The sequence below is a fragment of the Mesoterricola sp. MK458 genome, assembly GCF_055384935.1.
This window is the reverse complement of the sequence record NZ_AP045075.1, coordinates 2,510,584-2,530,361: the sequence shown is the minus strand read 5'-3', so window position 1 is coordinate 2,530,361 and position 19,778 is coordinate 2,510,584. Positions and strand designations below refer to the sequence as shown.

At 69.4% G+C, this 19,778-nt stretch carries 17 protein-coding genes; 5 read left to right on the top strand and 12 right to left on the bottom strand.

Going from position 1 to position 19,778, the window contains the following annotated elements:
* Positions 1 to 32: 32 nt before the first annotated feature.
* From ACZ5LB_RS11020 to ACZ5LB_RS11005, 4 genes are all read right to left on the bottom strand, one after another.
* Positions 33 to 1,172, bottom strand: coding sequence for an iron-containing alcohol dehydrogenase (locus ACZ5LB_RS11020; RefSeq protein WP_464602268.1), 1,140 nt, complete (start codon positions 1,170 to 1,172; stop codon positions 33 to 35).
* 64 nt (positions 1,173 to 1,236) lie between these two features.
* Positions 1,237 to 1,734, bottom strand: coding sequence for a molybdopterin-guanine dinucleotide biosynthesis protein B (gene mobB / locus ACZ5LB_RS11015; protein WP_464602267.1), 498 nt, complete (start codon positions 1,732 to 1,734; stop codon positions 1,237 to 1,239).
* A 23-nt stretch (positions 1,735 to 1,757) separates the two neighbouring features.
* Complete coding sequence (locus tag ACZ5LB_RS11010) at positions 1,758 to 2,018, bottom strand: sulfurtransferase TusA family protein (RefSeq protein ID WP_464602266.1); 261 nt, start codon at positions 2,016 to 2,018, stop codon at positions 1,758 to 1,760.
* On the bottom strand, positions 2,015 to 3,268 hold the full coding sequence (locus ACZ5LB_RS11005; protein WP_464602265.1) for a DUF438 domain-containing protein: 1,254 nt from the start codon (positions 3,266 to 3,268) through the stop codon (positions 2,015 to 2,017). Before ACZ5LB_RS11005 ends, ACZ5LB_RS11010 begins: the two co-directional genes overlap by 4 nt.
* Positions 3,269 to 3,408: 140 nt before the next feature.
* Here ACZ5LB_RS11005 and ACZ5LB_RS11000 point away from each other — a divergent pair, with 140 nt between their 5' ends.
* Both ACZ5LB_RS11000 and ACZ5LB_RS10995 read left to right on the top strand, forming a co-directional pair.
* Complete coding sequence (locus ACZ5LB_RS11000) at positions 3,409 to 5,292, top strand: S9 family peptidase (RefSeq protein ID WP_464602264.1); 1,884 nt, start codon at positions 3,409 to 3,411, stop codon at positions 5,290 to 5,292.
* Positions 5,293 to 5,455: 163 nt separating this feature from the next.
* Entirely contained in the window at positions 5,456 to 8,194 is a 2,739-nt protein-coding gene (locus ACZ5LB_RS10995; protein WP_464602263.1) for a putative Ig domain-containing protein, read from the top strand.
* An 8-nt stretch (positions 8,195 to 8,202) separates the two neighbouring features.
* Here ACZ5LB_RS10995 and ACZ5LB_RS10990 read toward each other — a convergent pair whose 3' ends face one another.
* From ACZ5LB_RS10990 to ACZ5LB_RS10955, 8 genes are all read right to left on the bottom strand, one after another.
* Complete coding sequence (locus tag ACZ5LB_RS10990; protein WP_464602262.1) at positions 8,203 to 8,373, bottom strand: hypothetical protein; 171 nt, start codon at positions 8,371 to 8,373, stop codon at positions 8,203 to 8,205.
* Positions 8,370 to 9,386: a hypothetical protein gene (locus ACZ5LB_RS10985; RefSeq protein ID WP_464602261.1), complete on the bottom strand. Its 1,017-nt coding sequence runs from the start codon at positions 9,384 to 9,386 to the stop codon at positions 8,370 to 8,372. Before ACZ5LB_RS10985 ends, ACZ5LB_RS10990 begins: the two co-directional genes overlap by 4 nt.
* A 6-nt stretch (positions 9,387 to 9,392) precedes the next feature.
* Complete coding sequence (locus tag ACZ5LB_RS10980; protein WP_464602260.1) at positions 9,393 to 9,914, bottom strand: diheme cytochrome c-553; 522 nt, start codon at positions 9,912 to 9,914, stop codon at positions 9,393 to 9,395.
* Positions 9,915 to 9,940: 26 nt separating this feature from the next.
* Complete coding sequence (locus ACZ5LB_RS10975) at positions 9,941 to 10,936, bottom strand: alpha-ketoacid dehydrogenase subunit beta (RefSeq protein ID WP_464602259.1); 996 nt, start codon at positions 10,934 to 10,936, stop codon at positions 9,941 to 9,943.
* 13 nt (positions 10,937 to 10,949) lie between these two features.
* Entirely contained in the window at positions 10,950 to 11,912 is a 963-nt protein-coding gene (locus ACZ5LB_RS10970) for a thiamine pyrophosphate-dependent dehydrogenase E1 component subunit alpha (protein ID WP_464602258.1), read from the bottom strand.
* Positions 11,913 to 12,066: 154 nt separating this feature from the next.
* Positions 12,067 to 13,416 carry a GAF domain-containing protein gene (locus tag ACZ5LB_RS10965; RefSeq protein ID WP_464602257.1) on the bottom strand — a complete coding sequence of 450 codons (1,350 nt, stop codon included), beginning with the start codon at positions 13,414 to 13,416 and terminating at the stop codon, positions 12,067 to 12,069.
* On the bottom strand, positions 13,413 to 13,898 hold the full coding sequence (locus tag ACZ5LB_RS10960) for a hypothetical protein (RefSeq protein ID WP_464602256.1): 486 nt from the start codon (positions 13,896 to 13,898) through the stop codon (positions 13,413 to 13,415). The genes ACZ5LB_RS10965 and ACZ5LB_RS10960 overlap by 4 nt, the downstream gene beginning before the upstream one ends.
* Before the next feature lie 100 nt (positions 13,899 to 13,998).
* Positions 13,999 to 14,193 (bottom strand): hypothetical protein, encoded by a 195-nt coding sequence (locus ACZ5LB_RS10955; RefSeq protein WP_464602255.1) that lies wholly within the window; start codon positions 14,191 to 14,193, stop codon positions 13,999 to 14,001.
* A 76-nt stretch (positions 14,194 to 14,269) separates the two neighbouring features.
* Between ACZ5LB_RS10955 and ACZ5LB_RS10950 the strand changes: the two genes are divergently transcribed.
* The 3 genes from ACZ5LB_RS10950 to ACZ5LB_RS10940 all read left to right on the top strand — a co-directional run bounded on the left by ACZ5LB_RS10950 (position 14,270) and on the right by ACZ5LB_RS10940 (position 19,746).
* On the top strand, positions 14,270 to 15,826 hold the full coding sequence (locus ACZ5LB_RS10950) for a PAS domain-containing sensor histidine kinase (protein WP_464602254.1): 1,557 nt from the start codon (positions 14,270 to 14,272) through the stop codon (positions 15,824 to 15,826).
* 125 nt (positions 15,827 to 15,951) lie between these two features.
* Positions 15,952 to 18,378, top strand: coding sequence for a hypothetical protein (locus ACZ5LB_RS10945; RefSeq protein WP_464602253.1), 2,427 nt, complete (start codon positions 15,952 to 15,954; stop codon positions 18,376 to 18,378).
* Positions 18,379 to 18,414: 36 nt separating this feature from the next.
* On the top strand, positions 18,415 to 19,746 hold the full coding sequence (locus ACZ5LB_RS10940; protein ID WP_464602252.1) for an OmpP1/FadL family transporter: 1,332 nt from the start codon (positions 18,415 to 18,417) through the stop codon (positions 19,744 to 19,746).
* Positions 19,747 to 19,778: the final 32 nt, after the last annotated feature.

The window sequence follows — 19,778 nt, the reverse complement described above, 5'->3', positions numbered from 1 at the left end:
GTCATTTCACATCCACGGCCGAATTTCCGGGACTACAGGGCCCGCTCCAGGACCCTTCGCGACACGTCCAGGGTGACGTCCTTACGCTCGCCCAGGGCCGTCATGCCGTGGGCCTCCAGGGCCGCGAGCAGCGCCGGGATCGCTTCGGCGCCCACGCCGTAATCCTTCAGGCGGGTCCGGACGCCCAGGCTTTCGAAGAAGGCCCGGGTGGCCTCGATGGCTCCGGAGGCCGAGTCCAGGCCCCACACCCGCTGCGCGTACTGCTCGAGCTTGGCCCGCTTGGCCTCGAGGCGCTCCTCCAGCATCGGTGGCAGCACCACGGCAAGGCTCTGGGCGTGGTCCAGCCCGTGCAGGGCGGTGAGCTCGTGGCCGATCATGTGGGTGGCCCAGTCCTGGGGCACGCCCGCGCCGATCAGGCCGTTGAGGGCCAGGGTGGCCGCCCAGACGAAAGCCGCGCGCGCATCGTAGTCCCCGGGCTCGGCGAGGGTCTTCGGACCCACGCGCACGAGGGTCCGCAGGATCCCCTCGGAGAACTCGTCCTGCATGGGGGCGTCCGCGGGATAGGTGAGGTACTGCTCCAGGGTGTGCACGAAGGCGTCCACCACCCCGTTGCCGATCTGGCGGGGGGGGAGCGTGAAGGTCTTGCAGGGGTCCAGCACCGAGAAGCGGGGAAAGAGGAGGGGGCTGCCGAAGGGCAGCTTGGTGCCGAGCGACTTCCGGGTGATGACGGCGCCGCTGTTCATTTCGGAGCCGGTGGCGGGCAGCGTGAGCACGGTGCCGAAGGGCAGGGCGGCCTTCACGGGTGCTTTCTTCACGACGAGGTCCCAGGGGTCCTCTCCGGGGTAGGGCACCGCCGCGGCGATGAACTTGGTGCCGTCCATCACCGAACCGCCCCCCACGGCGAGGAGGAATTCCGTGCCGCTCTCCCGGGCCAGCTTCACGGCGCCCATCAGGGTCTCGTAGCTGGGATTGGGCTCGATGCCGCCGAATTCGGCGACCTGCGCGTGGGCCAGGGCCGCGCGGACCTCGTCCAGGGTGCCGTTGGCCTGGGCACTGCCCCCGCCGTAGGTGACGAGCACGCGCTGGCCGGCGGGGATCTCCCGGGCCAGGTCCTGGATGCGCCCCTTCCCGAAGAGGATCTTGGTGGGGTTGCAGAACGTGAAATTTTGCATGGGGTTCCTCGAAGGGTTTCAGGTAACGGGCGCGGCCACGGCGGCGCCCCGGGTCCACCGGGCGTCAGCCCAGCCCGGTGTGGGCCAGGATGAAGTCCGCGATGGCCGCGGGGTCGTTCAGGTCCAGTTGGGGAAGGGCGAGGTCCGGAAGGCGGGTGTCCGTGGCCACGGCGACGATGTCGGGGTCGCCGGGGCAGAGCAGCGGCTTGCCTTCGGATTCCCTGTGGATCTCCAGCTTGGGGTGGGGGTGGGTCTTGAAGCCCTCGATGAGCAGAAGGTCCACCGGGGTCATGCGCTGGATCAGGGACTCGATGGAGGGTTCGGGCTCCTCGCGGGACTCGTGCATGAGCACCCAGCGGCTGGAGGTCACCACGAGCACCTCGGAGGCGCCGGCCTCCCGGTGCTGGAACGAGTCCTTGCCGGGGCGGTCCACGTCGAAGCGGTGGTGGGCATGCTTCATGGTGGAGACCTTCAGGCCCCGCGCCCGGAGGAGGGGCAGCACCTGGACCAGGAGGCTGGTCTTGCCGCTGCCGCTCCAACCGACGATGCCCATCACCTTCATTCCGCCGACCTCCGGAATCGATCCTAGCTGGATTTCCGGATGCACGTATGGAAGGACCCGGCCTCTTCCCCGCACCACACTTCCATGCGGCGGTCCCGGAAGACCTGCAGGAGGGGCGTGGGCTCGAAGGCGCTGCGCAGCTCCACGATGTCCCCGGGCGCGGCGGATTCCAGGGTCTCCTGCACCTGCTGGAGGGGGTGGACGCCGCGGGCCAGCATCGCGCTCACGTCCACGGAGAGGATGACCCGCGCGGGGTCGAACCAGAGGGGTGGGGTCGTCGTCATGGGGCCTCCTGGACCTGATCGTACTGCAGGAGCCGGCGCTCTCCGCTCAGGGCGCGGAGCTGGCTGAGTTCCTGGGTGACCTCCAGGGTCCCCAGGTACGCCCCCGTCTCGCTGCGGACGGCGAAGTAGCGGATATGGACGAACTTCCCGCCCATCTCGATCCAGAACTCCGCCACGCTCTGGCGGCCTTCCCGGAAATCGGAGAGGATCCGCTCGACGATGGCCATGCTCTTGGGCGGGTGGCAGTTCTGCACGGCGCGGCCGATGATGGCCCGGCTCCGGGCGAAGACCCGGTCCGGCCCTTCGCTGAAGAACCCGACCCGGTCCTGGGCGTCCACGAAGGTGAGGTCCACGGGCAGGGCGTTGAAGATGCCCAGGAGCTGCTCGAAGGAGAGGGTGCCGCTGGGGAACTGGACGGCCTTGGCCGCCGGCAGCAGGAGCGCGTCCTGGGGCAGGCTGGCCTGGGGCGGCCGCCAGCCTTCCACCGGGGCCACCAGGCACCAGCCGTACTCCTGGCTCTGGCTGAACACCTCGCCCCATTCCTCCTCGGTGAACAGGTGCAGGGCCATGGGGAAGAGGATCTTCTCCTCCTTGTAGATCATGGATTCCAGGGCATCCAGGGCCGGAACCACGGCCGAGGCGGCCAGGATCTTCAGCTCGGCCCCGCAGAGCGTCTCTTCCCGCAGCCCGGCCATGGCGCCCTTGAGCAGGTCCCGCACCTCGTCATCCTTGCCCCACATCACCTTGGAGGGGCCGGTGTTGCCGTGGCGCTCCAGGATGGTGAACACCAGGTGCTCCTTGCGGCTGTAATGCTTCTCCACGTCCATGAGGGGAGCCAGGGCCTCCAGCAGGGCCAGGCGCTCGGCGGAAGGCGTTCCGGAATCCGGCAGGGCGGCGCAGGCCGCGGCGCGCTCCCGGACGATCCCGGCCGCCGCCTCCAGGGCGCGGTTCTCCCGCTGGAAGGTGTCCACGGGGTGTCCCGGCTGGAGCACCGGGGGCGCGCTGGGCTTGGCCATGACGTCCTTGAGCACGTCGGCGTGCAGGTCGCACATGCTTCGCACCTGTTCCGCCGTGAGCCCCTCGGCCATCAGCTGCTGCTCCATCGCGGCGATCTCGTTGGCGTCCACCTCGGACACGAGCCCCTTCAGGCGTTCCCGCACCGCCCCGGGGGCCTCGCCCCGGTGCAGGTGGAGGATGACCTCCTTGAGGGTCTGGATTCTCAGTTCCTGGTTGTTGATCAGTTCGCTCATGTTCACCGTCCCGGTTCCGACTATCGGTTCCGGTGGAGGGTGCCGCCTTGACGCAGGTCAATCCCGGATCCTTTTCCGGGGGGAATCCACCCGGAAGGTGTAAAATTCCGTCGAACCAAGCTTTCCAACGTGGAGGAATTATGAGTCGACGTCTTTCCGGGTGTCTCATGGCGGGTCTGCTGAGCGCCGGCCTGCTGGCCGCCCCCCCGCCTTCCGAGGTCCCCCCGACCCTCAAGGACTTCTTCCGGAACCCCGAGAAGACCGGTTTCTCCCTGTCGCCCGACGGGAAGTACCTCAGCTGGGTGGCTCCCTACGAGAACCGGCTGAACGTCTTCGTCAAGCCCCTGGCGGGCGGCGCGGAGCGGCGGGTGACCTCCGAGACGGCCCGGGACATTTCCGGCTACTTCTGGAAGGGGGACCGCATCCTCTACGTGAAGGACTTCGGGGGCGACGAGAACTTCCACGTGGTGAGCGTCGACCTTGAGGGCAAGGACCTCAAGGACCTCACCCCGGGCGAGAAGATCCGGGCCGAGATCGTGGACGACCTGGAGGACGACGCCGGGTACATCCTGCTCAGCCACAACCGCCGCGACCCCCGCGTGTTCGACGTGTTCCGCGTGGACGTCAAGACCGGCAAGGAGGAGCAGGTGGCCCAGAACCCGGGGAACATCACGGGCTGGATGACCGACCACGCCGGACGCCTCCGGGTGGCCACGGCCACGGACGGGGTCAACAACAGCCTGCTGTACCGCGCGACCGAGAAGGATCCCTTCAAGGTGATCCTGACCACCAACTTCAAGGAAACCGTCGCCCCCATGCTGTTCACCTTCGACAACAAGGGGCTGTACGTGGCCTCCAACCGGGGCCGGGACAAGTCCGCCATCTTCGAGTTCGACCTCGCCACGGCCAAGGAAGGCAAGCTGATCTTCGAGCACCCGCAGGTGGACGTGTCCGGGCTCGCCCACTCCAGGCTGAGGAAAGTCCTCATCGCCGCCACCTACACCACCTGGAAGAGCGAGCGCCACTTCCTGGATCCCGAGTACAAGGCCCTGTACGAGAAGGTCGCGGCCCGCCTCCCGGGCTACGAGGTGGCCTTCACGGCCAACGACAAGGCCGAGAAGCATTTCGTCATCGCCGCCCACAACGACCGTTCCCGCGGCGCCCGCTACCTGTACGACAAGGCCACCGGCAGCCTCACCCTCCTGGCCCAGGTCTCGCCCTGGCTCAAGGAGGCGGACATGGCGCCCATGAAGCCGGTGACCTACACCTCCCGGGACGGCCTCACCATCAACGGGTACCTGACCCTTCCCAACGGCAAGGAGGCCAAGAACCTGCCCGTGGTCATCAACCCCCACGGCGGCCCCTGGTACCGGGACGTGTGGGGCTTCAACCCCGAGGTGCAGTTCCTCGCGAGCCGCGGCTACGCCGTCTTCCAGATGAACTTCCGGGGCTCCACGGGCTACGGAAGGAAGTTCTGGGAAGCCAGCTTCAAGCAGTGGGGCGGCACCATGCAGAACGACATCACCGACGGCGTGACCTGGCTCGTCAAGCAGGGGATCGCGGATCCCAAGCGCGTCGCCATCTACGGCGGCAGCTACGGCGGCTACGCCACCCTCGCCGGCGTCACCCTCACGCCCGACCTCTACGCGGCGGCCGTGGACTACGTGGGCGTCGCCAACCTCTTCACCTTCATGAAGACGATCCCGCCCTACTGGAAGCCCTTCCTGGACATGATGTACGAGATGGTGGGCAACCCGGAGACCGACAAGGCCCGCATGGAAGCCACCAGCCCCGCGTTCCTGGCGGATCGCATCAAGACCCCCCTGCTCATCGCCCAGGGCGCCAAGGACCCCCGCGTGAACAAGGACGAGAGCGACCAGATGGTGGCCGCCCTCAAGAAGCGCGGCGTGGAGGTGGAGTACCTGGTCAAGGAGAACGAAGGCCACGGGTTCCACAACGAGGAGAACCGGTTCGCCTTCTACGGGGCCATGGAGACGTTCCTGGGCAAGCACCTCAAGCCCTGAATCGTTCTCCGCGCCAGCCGCCCTTGGTACCGGCAGGCCAGAGACCAAGCGTGCTGTAATAGCGACACATTCACAACCGAATCGCCACCCCTTATTCATATAATGGGGTGGCGATGTTTGCCGCGGGGGCAGAATGCTACCTTATCGATGGATCGGCCTTTCCATGGCCGGTGTTCTCCTTGTCAACCTTGGCTGTGGCGGCGGCGGTTCCTCCGCGCCCGAGGTGAAGGCCCCCACGAACCTCACGTACGCCACCAATCCGGCGGTCTTCACCCTGGGTCAGGCCATCACGAACGATGTGCCGTCCTCCTCCGGGGGGGCCCCGACGAGGTACGCCGTCTCCCCGGCGCTTCCCGCCGGGCTCACCCTGGATTCCACGTCCGGCGTCCTGGGCGGGACCCCTTCGGCGATCACGCCCAAGGCGACCTACACCGTCACCGCGTCCAACACGGCCGGCGGCACCACCGCGGCCCTGGTCATCACCGTCAACGACATCGCCCCCGCGAGCCTCACCTACAGCGCACCCACGGCCACCTATCCCCGTGGCGTGCCCATCGCCGCCAACGTCGCCTCCCACACGGGGGGGAACCCCACCTCGTACACCGTCGCGCCGGCCCTCCCGGCGGGGTTGACCCTCAACCCCTCCACGGGCGCCGTCACCGGGACGCCCACCGCCGTCACCGCCGAGGCCGCCTATGTGGTCACGGCTTCCAACGATGCCGGAAGCGTGACCGCCACCCTGAACCTCGCGGTGGCGGACATGGCCCCCACCGGCCTCACCTACACCCTCACCACCGCGGTCTATCCCCGGGGAACCGCCATCGCGGCGAACGTCCCCTCCTACGGAGGCGGCGCGCCGACATCCTACTCCGTGGCGCCGGCCCTTCCCACGGGCCTGTTCCTGGATCCGGTCCGCGGAATCATCAACGGGACCCCCACCACGCTTTCCGCGCCGGCCCCCTACGTCGTGACCGCCTCCAACCTCATCGGCAGCACCATGGCCACCCTCACGATCTCCGTGGTGGAAGCGGCCCCCACCGGCCTGGCCTACGCGGTGCCCGTCGCCTACTACGCGGTGGGCACGGCCATCGCGCCCAACACGCCTTCCTCGGGCGGAGGCCCCGTCTCCTCCTACGCGGTCAGCCCCGCGCTTCCCGGCGGGCTCAGCCTGTCGCCGACCACCGGCGTCATCACCGGAACGCCCACCGCCACGTCCGCCAAGGCGACCTACACGGTCACCGCCTCCAACGCGGGCGGCTCCAGTTCGGCGGCGATCTCCATCGTGGTCTTCCCTCCCGGCACCACGCTGGACCTGACGGTGGGGCAGATCGAGTTCACCCAGAGCACCCAGACTCCGGACAACACCGTGCCCATCGTCGCGGGCAAGAACGGCCTCGTCCGGGTCTACGTCCTGGCCAACCAGGCCAATTCCTCGGCGCCCCTGGTGCAGATCACCCTCACGAACAACGGGGTCCCGGTCGCCGGGTATCCCAAGACCGCGGCCGCCGCGGCCTCCAGCACCCCGCAGGCCGTGTCCGAGGGCAGCCTGGCCTCCAGTTGGAACCTCGCCATTCCCGGCACGGACCTGGCCGCTCCCACGGGCACCGGGTACGCCATCCAGGCCGCCGTCGACCCCGGGGGCCTGGTGACCGAAGGGGACCGCACCAACAACACGTCCCAGGTGGCCCTCGCCGTGACGGCGGTGCCCACCTTCCGCACCACGATCTTCCCGGTGGTCCTCTCCAGCGGCACGGGCAACGTCACCGAGTCCAACAAGGCCGCGTGGGTGAGCCGCCTTGCCAGGATGTGGCCCATCGCCGACGTGGACATCCGGGTGGGGGATCCCTTCACCCCCTCGGTCTCCGACCTGGGAGCCGATGACGACACCGCCTGGAAGAAGGTCCTGAGCGACCTCGCCGCCAAGCACGCCGCGGACGGCGCCACGGACCGCTACTACTACGGCGCCCTGAAGGTCGCCTACTCGAGTGGCACCGCCGGGATGGGCTACGTCCCCTCCGTGAATTCGTCCTTTTCCTCGCGCACCGCCATCGGGTGGGACAAGTCCTCCGGCTACGCAGACGGCGGCCACTTCCCGGAGGTGTTCGCCCACGAGGTCGGGCACAACTTCGGTCTCTCACATGCGCCGTGCGGAGTCTCGTCCTACGACACCTCCTACCCCTACCCCAACGGCAGCATCGGCGTCTGGGGCTATGATACCGCCACCAACCTCCTGGAGCCCCCCGCCTCCGTGGAGGACGTGATGAGCTACTGCAGCCCTGTCTGGGTGAGCGACTACAACTACAAGAAGGTCCTGGCGACCCGAGCGGCCACCGGGGCCTTCGTGGCCGTGGCCGCCGACGCCGGCCAGGAGTGCCTGCTGGTCCGCGGCGTCCTGCACCCGGACGGCACCGCCGAACTGCTCCCCGGTTTCCGCACCCGGGCGGTGGCTTCCACGGTCCACCCCGAGGGGGACCTGCGCCTGGAGGGGCTCGACGCCTCCGGCAAGGTGCTCCTCACTTCCACCTTCGAGGCGGAGGAACTGGGCTGCGATCCGGGCCCCCACGACCGGCACTTCGTGGTCGCCCTCCCCATGGCCGCCTCGGACCTGGACGCCCTGGCCGGTGTCCGGATCCTCCGGGACGGCCAGGTGCTGGCCAGCCGCACCTCGCCCCGGCGCGACGCCGGGGAGCCGTCGCTCCGCCGGATCTCCCAGGAGGAGGTGGCCCTGGCCTGGGACGCATCGGCCCAGCCCGCCGTGATGGTGCGGGACAACGCCACCGGCAAGGTCGTCGCCATCCTCGAGGGCGGCCAGAGGACCTTCCGCTCCGCCTCCACGTCGCTGGACCTGGTGTTCAGCGACGGGGTGAAGGGCCACACCATGCGGATGAAGGAAGTGGACTAGACAGCCTCCTACGCCTGGAACCGGTTCAGGAGGGTCCGGAGGCTGGTTTCCCTGGCCTCCAATCCCAGCTTGAATTCCAGGTTCCTGGCGTGGTGGATCTCCACGCGGGTCTCCTCCAGCTCCTTGACGAGGAGGAGCCTAAGGAGATCCGCGTCCTGCTCGGCGAAATCGATGTTCATGGCGCCCCCCCGGGGTTGGCTGGGCCTGGACGTGCGGGTCCGGAGGGAAGCGTACGGCCGTCCGCGGGGCCGCGCAAGGATTCGATCCATTCCCGGATGAGGCCCGTGGCCTCGGGGTCGGGCAGGGCGTTCCCCAGGGGGGGCATGCGCGCCTCGGGACGGGTGGAGGTCATGCGGTGGAGAAGGGAGCTGTGGGCGGGGTCCCCGGGGCTCACGAGGAGGCTCGCGGCCTCCCCGGGGATGGTGTAGTGGCCCGGGCGGCCCACGGCGGTGTCCGGACCGCCGTTGGCGGTCAGGTCCAGGCTGACGCCCCGGATGGGGTTGGCCGGGGTGTGGCAGGAGCCGCAGTTGGTTGAGAGGTAGCCCAGGGCGGCGCGGGCCAGGGGGGTGGCGGCCCGGATGCGCGGGGCGGGGCCCGGGGGAAGGGGCGGGTCCAGGAGCCGGCCCGCGGCGAGGGTGTCCAGGGTCGCCATTCCCGGGGCCAGCGGCTCGGCATGGGGAGCCAGGGGGTCCCGGTCCGGGGAGAGCTGGAGGGCGGTGAACCCCAGCACCGGCGTGGGGCCGTTGCCGTGGCAGGCCAGGCAGTCGGCGGTGGACGGAATGCCGTGGCTCAGCCCGCCCCCCAGGTCCGCGGCGTCCGCCACGCCCGAGGCGGGCGCCAGGTCGGCGTCGCGCTGGTCCTCCCGCCAACGGTAGGCGGCGTAGACCCACGCGTCCGCGGAAGCCCGCCAGAGCATCCGGGTCTCCACCTTCCGGCCCCCAAAGGCGAACTCCTTCCAGAGCTTCGTGCCCACCGGGAAATCCCAGGCCTGGGGGTCGCGCGTGCCGATGCGGGTGCCCGGGGGCAGGGCGATCCACCGCGCCTTGCCCGCGCCGTCGGACCAGAGCGGGTACTGGGGGGAGTAGGGCAGGACGTCCGGGGCCACCCGGTCCCCCTCGTAGAGCCCGGTGAGGGAGAGCTGGGCGGGAGGCGCGGCGGCCAGGGCCAGGGCGAGCAGGAACCGGGGGGACACAAATCCTCAGGAATGGGGCGGGAGGTAGTCGGGCACCGCGTTGCGGACAGGCTTCGTGGTCTGGAGGAACGCATAGATGGCCTTGATGTCCTCGTCCGTGGCCTCGTTCACGGAGGCGACGGGCATGGGGGGCATCACCGGACGCCCCTTGCCCAGGTGGCGTCCCGTGCGGAAGATCTGGAGGAAGTCCTTCTCGGAAACCCCGCCCATGCCGGTCTCCTTGTCCGAGGTGAGGTTGGCGGAGAAGGTGGTGCCCCAGGGGCCGGAGAAGGCGGTGAGGCTGCCGCTGCCCGCCCAGGCCCAGGGGCCCTTGCCCAGATCGGGCGCGGCGGGCATCTTGAGATCCGCGGGATGGCCGGAGAGGAACCGGTCCATGTCGGGTTCGGGCCCCTTGGGCCCCATCTTCAGGGGGGTGTGGCAGTCGTTGCATCCCATGATCTTCACCAGGTAGGCGCCGCGGGCGGCGGGGGTCTGGGCCTGGAGGGACGCGGAGAGGGCGAGGACGGCGAGAGCCGGAAGCAGGTTCATGGGAATTCCTTGGAAGGTGCGGGGGATCAGGCTCCCGCGGGGGTGGGGACGAGCCGGGATCCGGCGTGGGAGGTCAGGCGCAGCGCGGCTTCGACCACGGCGGCGGCCTGGGGGATGTAGGCCTGCTCCAGGACGTAGCTGGAGGGCGGGGGCACGTCGGGGCCGGTGAGGCGCACGATGGGGGCCTTGAGGTCGGCGAAGGCCTTCTCCGAGAGCAGGGCGGCCACTTCGGCGCCGACCCCGCACAGGCGCCCGGCTTCGTGGACGATCACGGCGCGGCCGGTCCTGGCCACGGACGCCAGGAGGGTGGCCTCGTCCAGGGGCTTGAGGGTGCGAAGGTCGATCACTTCGGCCTCCACCCCCTGACTGGACAGGGTCCTTGCGGCCTCCAGGCAGGTGTCGACGGTCTTGGCGTAGGAGATGAAGGTGACGTCCACGCCCTGCCGCACCACCGAGGCCACGCCCAGGGGCACCACGTGGTCCCCGTCGGGAACCTCGCCGGCCTTGAAGGAGAGGGCCATGTCGGTGAAGAAGAGCACCGGGTTCTCGTCCCGGATGGCGGCCTTGAGCAGGCCCTTGAAGTCGGCGGCGTTGCTGGGCATCACCACCTTGAGACCGGGGGCGTGGACGAACCAGGACTCCAGGTTGTGGTTGTGGTGGGCGCCCACGGTCCAGCCGCCGCCGGTGAGGGCCATGACGACCATGGGGAACTTGAACTGGCCGCCGGACATGTAGCGCAGCTTGCCCGCGCTGTTGACGATCTCGTCCATGGCGAAGCAAAGGAAAGGCGCGAAGAGCAGGTCGACCACGGGGCGGAGGCCCGTGGCCGCGGCGCCCGCGGCGGTGCCGGCGATGATCCCCTCGGCCAGGGGGGTGTTGCGCACGCGGGAGGCGCCGAAGGACTCCAGGAGGTCCTTGCGCTTGGTGGCGACGCCCTCCCCGAAGATGAGGACGGAGGGGTCGCGGTGCATCTCCTCGGCCAGGGCCTGGCCCACGGCGGCTTCAACGGTGATGGTCTGCATGGGTGGGGTCCTTTCAGGCGTAGACGTCGGTGAGGAGTTCGGCGGGGTCGGGGAAGGGCGAGGCGGAGGCGAAGGCCGCGGCGGCCTCCATGGCCTCCCGGGCCCGGGCGGCCATTTCCGCGAGGCCGTCCTCGGTGGCCAGGCCCCGCTCCAGGAGGCTGCGCTTCATGCGGAGGATGGGATCCTGCGGGCCCCAGAAGGCCAGTTCGGCCGGGTCCACGTAGGATTGGTCGTTGGGCTCCATGTGCCCGCGCAGGCGGTAGGTGTAGGTTTCCAGCAGGAAGGGCTTGCGGGTGGTCCGGACTTTGTCGGCGGCCTCCTTGGCGGCGGCCAGCACGGCCTCCACGTCGTTGCCGTCCACGGTGAGGCCCTCGACGCCGTAGCCGGCGGCGCGGGGCGAGATGCGGTCGCCCACCATGGTCTCGTTCCGGTGGACGAAAGCCTGCCAGTGGTTGTTCTCGCACACGTAGAGGACCGGAAGCTGCCAGACCGCGGCCAGGTTCAGGGACTCGTGGAAGATGCCCTCGGCCGCGGCGCCGTCGCCGAAAAAGCACACCGCGATGGCGTCGCTGCCCTGCATGGCCAGGCTGAGCCCGACGCCCGTGGCCAGGGAAAGCTCGCCCCCCACGATGGTGGAGGTGAGGATGACGCCCAGTTCCTTGGCGGAGACGTGCAGGGTGCCGCTCTTGCCCTTGCAGTAGCCGCCGGAACGGCCCATGACCTCGGCCAGGATCCTGCCGGGATCCGCGCCCCGGGCCAGGAGGTGCCCGGCGCTGCGGTGGTTGGTGAGGATGAGGTCCTGGGGCTCAAGGGCGGCCACGACGCCCACCGCCGAGGCCTCCTGGCCCACGGAGGTGCACACGTGGGGGAAGGGTCCCTTGGTGTGGAAGTCGACGATCTGCTCCTCGTAGGCCCGGATGAAGAGCATCCGCTCCAGGAGGGCCCGGGGGGTGGGTTTAAAGGGATAGTGGTTCATGTTCTCCTCGTTAATTTGCAAGGGGACGCCAGACGCGGCGCATGGATCCGAAGGAATTGCTGCCTCGGGTGACATGCAAAGCTACGCCCCTGGACGGGAAGTGGATATTCCAACTTCCTTAATAATAAATATTTAAGGTTTCCTTAAGGTTTCCTTAGGATTGCGGGACGTCCTCGAGGTGGAGGGCCCGGTCCACGCGCAGGCGGAAGCGGCCCCGGCCGGTCTTTTCCATGCGCACGCAGGCCTCCCGCTCCACCAGGCGCCGCCCCAGCAGCACCAGGCGCGCCTCCAGGTTGTCGCTGAGGCCGGGCAGCTTGATCCTGGGGTCCAGGCGCAGCTCCCGGTTGTTGAACGTGGTGCGCTGCTGGGTGACGTGGTCCCTCACCAGGGTCCAGAAGATGCTTCCGGCCACCCCCTTGATGAGGTAGTCGCCGTCCAGGAAGATGCTGTCGTCCTCGGCGTAGTGGCGCACCACCAGGGGCCCCCCGGGGACGCATCCCGGCAGGGGCTCGCCGGGCTCGGAGGCGGGCTCGTCGGGGGATTCCTGCCCCGTCTCCAGGTCCTGCACGACCATGCCGAACTGGGCGGCCACCACCATGAGGGCGTCCTCGTCGTCGCACGTGAAGCGGGAATCCTGCGGGCTCTCCACGTAGAGCACGCCCAGGAGGCGGCCCCGGGCCTGGATGGGGACGGCCAGCTGGCTCGCGGGCTCCGCCAGGCCGGGCAGGGGGATGCGGGTGTCCAGCCTGTCGCCCATGCCCTCCTCCTCCGCGCTGCGGCGCAGGGCGCGGCCGTAGCCGTACTCGGAGGTGGCGTGGCCGATGCGGATGGGCGTGCCCATGCGGGCGCACACGCCGATGACGCCTTCGCCGATGGGGATCTCCGAGCCGATCCCGGAGCGGTCGTAGCCGCGGGTCGCCAGGGTGTAGAGCTTCCGGCCCGCGGTGTCGGCCATGAGGACCATGGTGTGGGCGATGTCGAAATCCTTTTCCATGCAGTCCAGGACCCCGCCCAGGAGGCTCTCCAGGTCCTGGGCCGCCGCCAGGCGCGCCGCGGAGGAGCGCAGGGCCGTCATGCGGCTGGGCTGCGCGGGCGGGGGCAGGGGGTGTCCGGCCACCGGCTCGATGTCCAGGACCTCGAAGACGTCCGAGCCCAGGAGGCGGAACACGCCGGACATGCCCTCGTGGGAAGCGATGCCGGCGAGCTTGGCCTTCATGGTCTCGAAAAGCGGTCCCTCGGTCTCGGTGCGCAGGTAGCGCAGCGTCATGCGGTACTGGGCCGCGGTGAGGGGGCTGGTCAACTGGAGGCGGGCGATGGGGTTGGCCAGGATGTTGCGCCGCGTCTTGTTGAAGAACTGGTAGGAGAGCGCCAGGTGGCGTGCGTCCACGTACTGGGCCTGGGAGAGGGCGGTGATGTTGGGGGTGCCGTCCACGTCGCAGGTGGCCAGATGGCCCGGCACGGAGCCCTCCAGGCAATCGCGGATCGTCTCGAGCCGGATCTTCATGGGGCCTCCCCCAGGGGATCGCCCGCGGACGGGCCCGGGGTCTGGCTGAAGGCGGAGGTGGGCGTGAAGGTCACGGCCACCCAGTCCTCGGGGGTTTCCGGGGGGCTGGCGAAGAGGGCGCGGATGAGCCGGGGGGAGTAGCCCTCGGGCTCCACGACCCGCACGAAGGTTTCCACGTAGGCCCGGACGCGGGCCGCCTCGCCCCTGCCCAGGGGGCGCACGGCGGCGTCGGTGCCCTTGAACTGGTAGGAACGGTGGGTGAGGGGGTGGGAAGCCACCAGGGCGATGGCGCCGTGGGCCCGCACGTCCTCCAGGACGTCCGCGGCCTGGGACCGCGCGAGGAAGACCGACAGGCGGCGCCGGTCCCGGGAGACCTTGCAGCCCAGGGCCCGGCTCAGCGACGGAAGGCCGTCCCGGCCCCGGGTGGCCACGCACACCGACACCCCGCCCTCAAGGAGGGCGACCAGGGCGTCATGGGCCAAGGGAAAAGATTGCGGGTTCATCGGGCTGGAATGGTACCAGACCCGGCGGGCAAACCAAGGGAAAGTCGATCAAATCCGTAGGGGATTTTCCCCGCGGCCGTCATCCCTTCTTGGCGTCCTTGGAGCATTCCTTCTTGCAGCACGCCTTCTTCTGCTCGGAAGCCTTCTTGTCGCAGGCCTTCTGGTCCTTGCAGGACTCCTTGCAGCAGGCGGCGGCCTTGGCCGGCTTCTTGGGCTCCTCGGCGCGGGCGGTGGCGAACGCGAGGATGGCGAGGGCTGCGATGAGCGTCTTCATGATTCCTCCAGGGGGTTTCGTCATGATACCGCCGTTTCATATATTGGCATAAGAAAAAGAATAGGAATATACCCGCATGATCCGGCGCCGAATCGTATACTTGAACATGTTCTCGCTGGGCCGCAAAGCCAAGTCGCCCGCTGACCCGGGGGCTCTCCTGGACTGGATCCTGGACAAGGACCGGGAGGTGGTCTACACCCTGGGCGCCGACCGGCGCTTCCGCATGGTGCGGGGGGCCTCGTCCCGCCTGTGGGGCTACGGCAACGAGGAACTGCTGGGCAAGGATTTCGCGGACATGGTGGTGCCCCGGGAGCGGCGGTCCGTCCTGTCCATGTTCGATGGGCACATGCGGGGGAAGGTATCCGGTATTCATGAAAGCCATTTCCAGAAGCGGGACGGAACCCCCGTCCGCATGGTCTGGAAGCTGGCGGACCGGCCCACCGGGGACGCCATCCTCGGGGAGGCCCGGGAATACGCCGTGCGCAAACCCCGGCTGGACGCCCCGTCCTGGGAGGCCGTGGGGCTGGAAAGCTACCGGCGGGCCCTGGACGAGCATGCGATCGTGTCGCTCGCGGACGTCAAGGGCCGGCTCCTGGCCGTGAACGACAAGTTCTGCGCCCTGTCCGGCTACGCCCGGTCCGAACTGCTGGGCAGGACCTTCCAGCTGGTCAACAGCCGTTTCCACGGCGCGGCCTTCTTCCAGGACCTGTGGCGGACCATCCTGGCCGGCCAGGTCTGGAAGGGCGAGATCCGCAACCGGGCCAAGGGCGGCGAACCCTTCTGGGTCGCCACCACCATCGTGCCCGTGGCGGACCCGGCCGGCGCCCCCGGCCACTTCATCGCGATCCAGGCGGACATCACGGCCCTCAAGGGCGCCGAGGCGTCCCTGCGCGAAACCCACAAGATGGAGAGCCTCAAGGCCTTCGCGGGGGGGGTGGCCCACGACTTCAGCAACCTCCTCACGGCGATCCTGGGCAACTGCAACCTGGGCGTGCGGGAAGTGCATGCCGAAAGCCGCGCCCGGGCCAACTTCGACCGGATCGAACAGGCCGCGATGCGGGGGGCGGACCTCACCAACCAGCTCATGGCCTACCTGGGCCAGACGGTTTCCGCCCTGCGCGCGGTGGACCTCAACGGGCTGGTGGAGGACGCCCGGGATCTCCTCACCGCCATGCTGCCCCGGAACACGCGCCTGGAAATCAGCCTGGATCCCGCGGCGCCCCGGGTGCGGGGCGACCCCAGCCAGCTCCTCCAGGTGGTGCGGGCCCTGGCCGTGAACGCGTTCGAGGCCCTGGACCCCGCCTCCCCGCATGAGGTGGCCATCCGCACCGGCACCGGGCGCCTGGATCCGTCCCGGCCCGCCGTTCCGGCTCCGGCCCCCGGGGCCGGCGAGAAGCTCTACGCCTTCCTGGAGGTGCGCGACACCGGCGAGGGCATGACGGCGGAGGTGCTGCGGAAGGCCTTCGACCCCTTCTTCACGACGAAATTCATCGGGCGGGGCCTGGGTCTGCCCGCGGTGGCGGGGATCATCGGGAACCACAAGGGGACCGTGCAGATCCAGAGCGAGCCGGGGCGAGGCACGGGGGTGAGGGTGCTCCTTCCCCTGGAAATTCCGGAAAGGCCCGGACATTAAAACGACCTATAGATCATCTTTTAGGCCTGAAAAATAAGCATCTTTTGAAGTTTTTTTGTGGAAGACGTTCGCGAAGGCGTCTACGCTCGGGACCCAATCCATCAACCCGCCTCCCGAGGTGAAGAATGCATGCCTTCCTTCGAACGTCGCTGACGTGCGCGTCCCTCCTGGTCCTCGCGGCCTGCTCCTCCCGCCAGGAGGCGGTGCCCAACCCGGCTCCCGACACGAGTTCCAACGCGGCAGCCTTCGATCCGGCCTCGGGGGACGTGCCCCTGCCCAACATCCTGGCCACGGCCGCCGCCCCGGACCCCCTGGCCGGCCTCGCCGCCGGCACGGGCATGGATCCCAAGAAGGCCCTGGCCTACATCAACAAGTACGAAGTGGCCGGCACCAATGCGGTGGCCGGGGTGAACGCGCCCATCTACCTCCATTTCACCTATCCGCTTCTGGCCTCCACGGTTTCGCCGGCCAACATCAAAGTGTTCCAGATCACCCCTGACGCCGGGGGCACCGAAAACGGCCCGCTGGGGTTCACGGACGTCACCGGCATGTTCACGTTCAAATACCCCGCTGGCGGCACGGACCTGTGGCTGTTCCCGTCCTTCCCGCTCACCCCCGCCGCCCGATACGTGTACGTGGTCACCAGCCGCGTCCAGGACGCCGCCACCGGGGGCGCCGTGATCCCCTCGGTCTACTTCAACTACCTCAAGTCCACCGTTCCCCTCACGGGGACCCCCGCCGCCCTTGAGCCCATCCGGGCCAACGTCACTTCAGGCTCGACCATCCTGCTCTCGGGCTACGCCAAGGTCATGGACGACCTCATCGCCGCCAAGGCCACCACCACCATCGCCTCCCGCGCCGACATCGCCCTCATGGGCCGGTTCATCACCTCGGGCGCTGGGTTCGTCGTCCCCAACCCCGCCAGCCCCACGGCGGTGATCCCGGTGGAGTCGGCCCTGCGGGCCTTCGCCGCCGGCGCGCCTCTGGGCGGACTTTCCGGCAAGACCTGGGACAACGCCGTCACCGTCACCGCCACCTTCACCAAGGGCAACGCCAATCCCGCCCTGGACGTGGGGGCCTTCTGGCAGGGCGCCACGGGCGCCCCCGCCGCCACCGTGCCCGCCACCCTCGGCACCGTCGTCCTGGGCACGATCAACACCGCCTTCCTGAATGTCGATCCCGTGCTGGCCCGGGCCAACGCCGCCTCCATGGACCTGGGCGCCGTGACCGGCGCCTTCAACCCGCTCTCGGGCGTGGTGCAGCCCTTCCGGGGCGCCGGCGGGGTCCTCACCGGGTACTACCACGTGCCCACGACCATCCCCTTCGTCTACATCGCCCCCGACGCCGCGGCCCCCGCCGGCGGCTACCCGGTGGTGCTCTACCAGCACGGCATCACCAGCCAGAAGGAGACCGTCATCGGCCTGGCCCAGGTGCTCACGGGCGGCGGCTACGCGGCCCTGGCGGTGGACCTGCCCCAGCACGGGGCCCTCGCGACGGCCTCCCTGCAACTGGCCCCCGGCGACAGCGCCGCGGTTAAGGCCCAGAAACAGGCCGGCTGGGGCCAGGCCTTCATGGCGGTGGGAACCCCGCTGGCCACCCGGTCCAACATCCAGCAGGCCGCCTTCGACCTCCACCGGCTCGAACTGGTGCTGGCCACCCACGGGTTCGACGTCCTGGGCGCCAAGGCCCCGGCCACCACCGGTGCGAAGTTCGCGGGCCTCAGCCTGGGTTCCATCGTGGGGGCCTACTACCTGGCCGGGAACACCACCCTGGCGGCCACGGTGCCGCCCTACGCCCAGGCCACCCTCGCCAACGACATGAAGGGCCTCCTCAGCGTTCCGGGCGCCCGCATCGCGTACCTCATCCAGGCCAGCCCGGCCTTCGGGGCCACGGTGGACACGGGCCTGGCGGCCGCGGGAATCCCCAAGGGCAGCGTCACCTACAACGCCTTCTTCCAGGCCACCCAGACGGTGGTGGACACCGCGGATCCGGCGAGCATGACCACGCCGCTGGCTGCGGGCCTTCCCAGCCGGCTCTCGGGACGGGTCCTCATCCAGGAGGCCACCTCCTCCACCTTCGACGCCAACGGCAATCCCACCGACGGCGACCTGGTGATCACCAACCCCTTCACCCGCTACTTCGGCAACGCCCTGGGAGGCCGGGCCGTGCTGGGAACGCCGGCCGCGGCCGCCGTGGCCCCGGGCTTCTTCCAGCTGGGCTACGGCGCGGCGGACCGCATTCCCGCGACCTTCATGTACACCCTGAACGGCACCACCCCTGCGCCCAAGACCCAGCCTGCGGCGCTGCTCCCCTCCGACACCACCCCGGTGGAGGGCTACTTCCAGTTCGACCAGGCGGGGATCTCCCACGGCGGCCTGCTGGATCCCGCCCATCCCGCCAACGCGGGCCTCATGCAGAAGCAGCTTCTCTACTTCCTGGGCGTGACCGGGACCTCCATCGCGCTGGACCCCACCCAGACGCCCTCCGGCCTGGTCATGGGGGTTTCCGCCGAGGTCCAGGTGCCGGCCATCTGGACCGTCCCCGGCCTCTGATCCGATCCCCCCATCCGAACGAGGAGCCCCCTTCCCATGACCAAGCGCACCCTTTCCTCCCTCACCCTCTTCCTCGCCATCGCCTCCACCGCCTCCGCCTCGGGCTTCATGCTCCGGGAGCAGAGCGCCTCCGGCCTGGGCAACGCCTTCGCCGGGGCCAGCGCCGGCGCCCCGGACCTTTCCTCCCTCTTCTGGAACCCCGCGGTGCTGCCGCTCTTCCAGGGCGGGGAGGTCTCCCTGAGCGGGTCCTGGATCGGCATCCACATGGACCTCTCCAACGCCGCGGGGTCCCGCGCCCCGGTGTTCCAGCCGGCTTCCCGGACCATCTCCGGCTCCCCGGACCTGCCCAACGCCACCAGCCAGCCCATCCTTCCCGGCATCTACGCCCACTGGGCCGTGAACGACAAGGTCCACCTGGGCCTCTCCGTGAACGTGCCCTATGGCCTGGTGACCAACTACCCCGACAGCTTCATCGGCCGATATCACGGCCTGCGCACGGACCTCAAGACCTTCGACGTGGCCCCCAGCGTGGCCCTGCGCGCCGGGGATGCCTGGACCTTCGGGGTGGCCTTCGTGGCCCGCAAGGCCGAGGCGACCCTCAGTAACGCGGTGGACTTCGGCGCCATCGGCAACGCACTGGGCGTCCCGGGCTTCACGCCCGGGAGCGCGGACCGCGTGGCGACCCTCAAGGGCGACTGCTGGGCATACGGGTACAAGGCCGGCTTCACCTTCCAGCCCTCCCAGGACCTGCGGTTCGGCGTGGGCTACCAGGGCAAGACCACCCTGAAGGTGAAGGGGCAGATCGCCTACGAGACCGTCCCCGCCCCCTTCGACACCACCTTCGTCAACGGCGGCGGGGCCGCGGACGTGAACCTGCCCGCCACGGCCTCGGCGGGCTTCACCTGGCAGGTCACCCCCACCTTCAGCCTCCAGGGCGAGGCGGCCTGGACCGGCTGGTCGGACTTCAAGGAGCTGCGGGTGAAGTTCGCCTCCGGCCAACCCGATTCCGTGGTGGACGAGAACTGGAAGGACTCCTGGTTCCTGTCCGTGGGCACCCTCTGCAGGGTGTCGCCCGAGTGGGCCTTCCGCTTCGGCCTGGCCTACGACCGGTCTCCGGTGGACAACGCCCACCGCACCCCCCGCATCCCCGACGCCGACCGCAGGTGGGTTTCGGCAGGGGTCTCCTGGACCCTCTCCAAGGCCACCACCCTGGACTTCGGCGCCACGCAGATCTTCGGCTCGACGGTTCCCCTGGCCCAGGTGTCGGGCGTCTCGCAGTCTGACCCGGACTTCTTCCGCGGCAGCCTCTCCGGCACGTACAAGGTGGGCGCCACCATCCTCGCCCTGGGTGCCCGGTTCCGGTTCTGAGAGCCCCATGACTTGACGGCCACCCCCTTGCG

Bases quoted from the DNA above. Each gene is read 5' to 3' on its own strand.
- ACZ5LB_RS11020 (WP_464602268.1), bottom strand. From the start codon at position 1,172: ATGCAAAATTTCACGTTCTGCAACCCCACCAAGATCCTCTTCGGGAAG.
- mobB (WP_464602267.1), bottom strand. From the start codon at position 1,734: ATGAAGGTGATGGGCATCGTCGGTTGGAGCGGCAGCGGCAAGACCAGC.
- ACZ5LB_RS11010 (WP_464602266.1), bottom strand. From the start codon at position 2,018: ATGACGACGACCCCACCCCTCTGGTTCGACCCCGCGCGGGTCATCCTC.
- ACZ5LB_RS11005 (WP_464602265.1), bottom strand. From the start codon at position 3,268: ATGAGCGAACTGATCAACAACCAGGAACTGAGAATCCAGACCCTCAAG.
- ACZ5LB_RS11000 (WP_464602264.1), top strand. From the start codon at position 3,409: ATGAGTCGACGTCTTTCCGGGTGTCTCATGGCGGGTCTGCTGAGCGCC.
- ACZ5LB_RS10995 (WP_464602263.1), top strand. From the start codon at position 5,456: ATGGCCGGTGTTCTCCTTGTCAACCTTGGCTGTGGCGGCGGCGGTTCC.
- ACZ5LB_RS10990 (WP_464602262.1), bottom strand. From the start codon at position 8,373: ATGAACATCGATTTCGCCGAGCAGGACGCGGATCTCCTTAGGCTCCTC.
- ACZ5LB_RS10980 (WP_464602260.1), bottom strand. From the start codon at position 9,914: ATGAACCTGCTTCCGGCTCTCGCCGTCCTCGCCCTCTCCGCGTCCCTC.
- ACZ5LB_RS10975 (WP_464602259.1), bottom strand. From the start codon at position 10,936: ATGCAGACCATCACCGTTGAAGCCGCCGTGGGCCAGGCCCTGGCCGAG.
- ACZ5LB_RS10970 (WP_464602258.1), bottom strand. From the start codon at position 11,912: ATGAACCACTATCCCTTTAAACCCACCCCCCGGGCCCTCCTGGAGCGG.
- ACZ5LB_RS10965 (WP_464602257.1), bottom strand. From the start codon at position 13,416: ATGAAGATCCGGCTCGAGACGATCCGCGATTGCCTGGAGGGCTCCGTG.
- ACZ5LB_RS10955 (WP_464602255.1), bottom strand. From the start codon at position 14,193: ATGAAGACGCTCATCGCAGCCCTCGCCATCCTCGCGTTCGCCACCGCC.
- ACZ5LB_RS10950 (WP_464602254.1), top strand. From the start codon at position 14,270: ATGATCCGGCGCCGAATCGTATACTTGAACATGTTCTCGCTGGGCCGC.
- ACZ5LB_RS10945 (WP_464602253.1), top strand. From the start codon at position 15,952: ATGCATGCCTTCCTTCGAACGTCGCTGACGTGCGCGTCCCTCCTGGTC.
- ACZ5LB_RS10940 (WP_464602252.1), top strand. From the start codon at position 18,415: ATGACCAAGCGCACCCTTTCCTCCCTCACCCTCTTCCTCGCCATCGCC.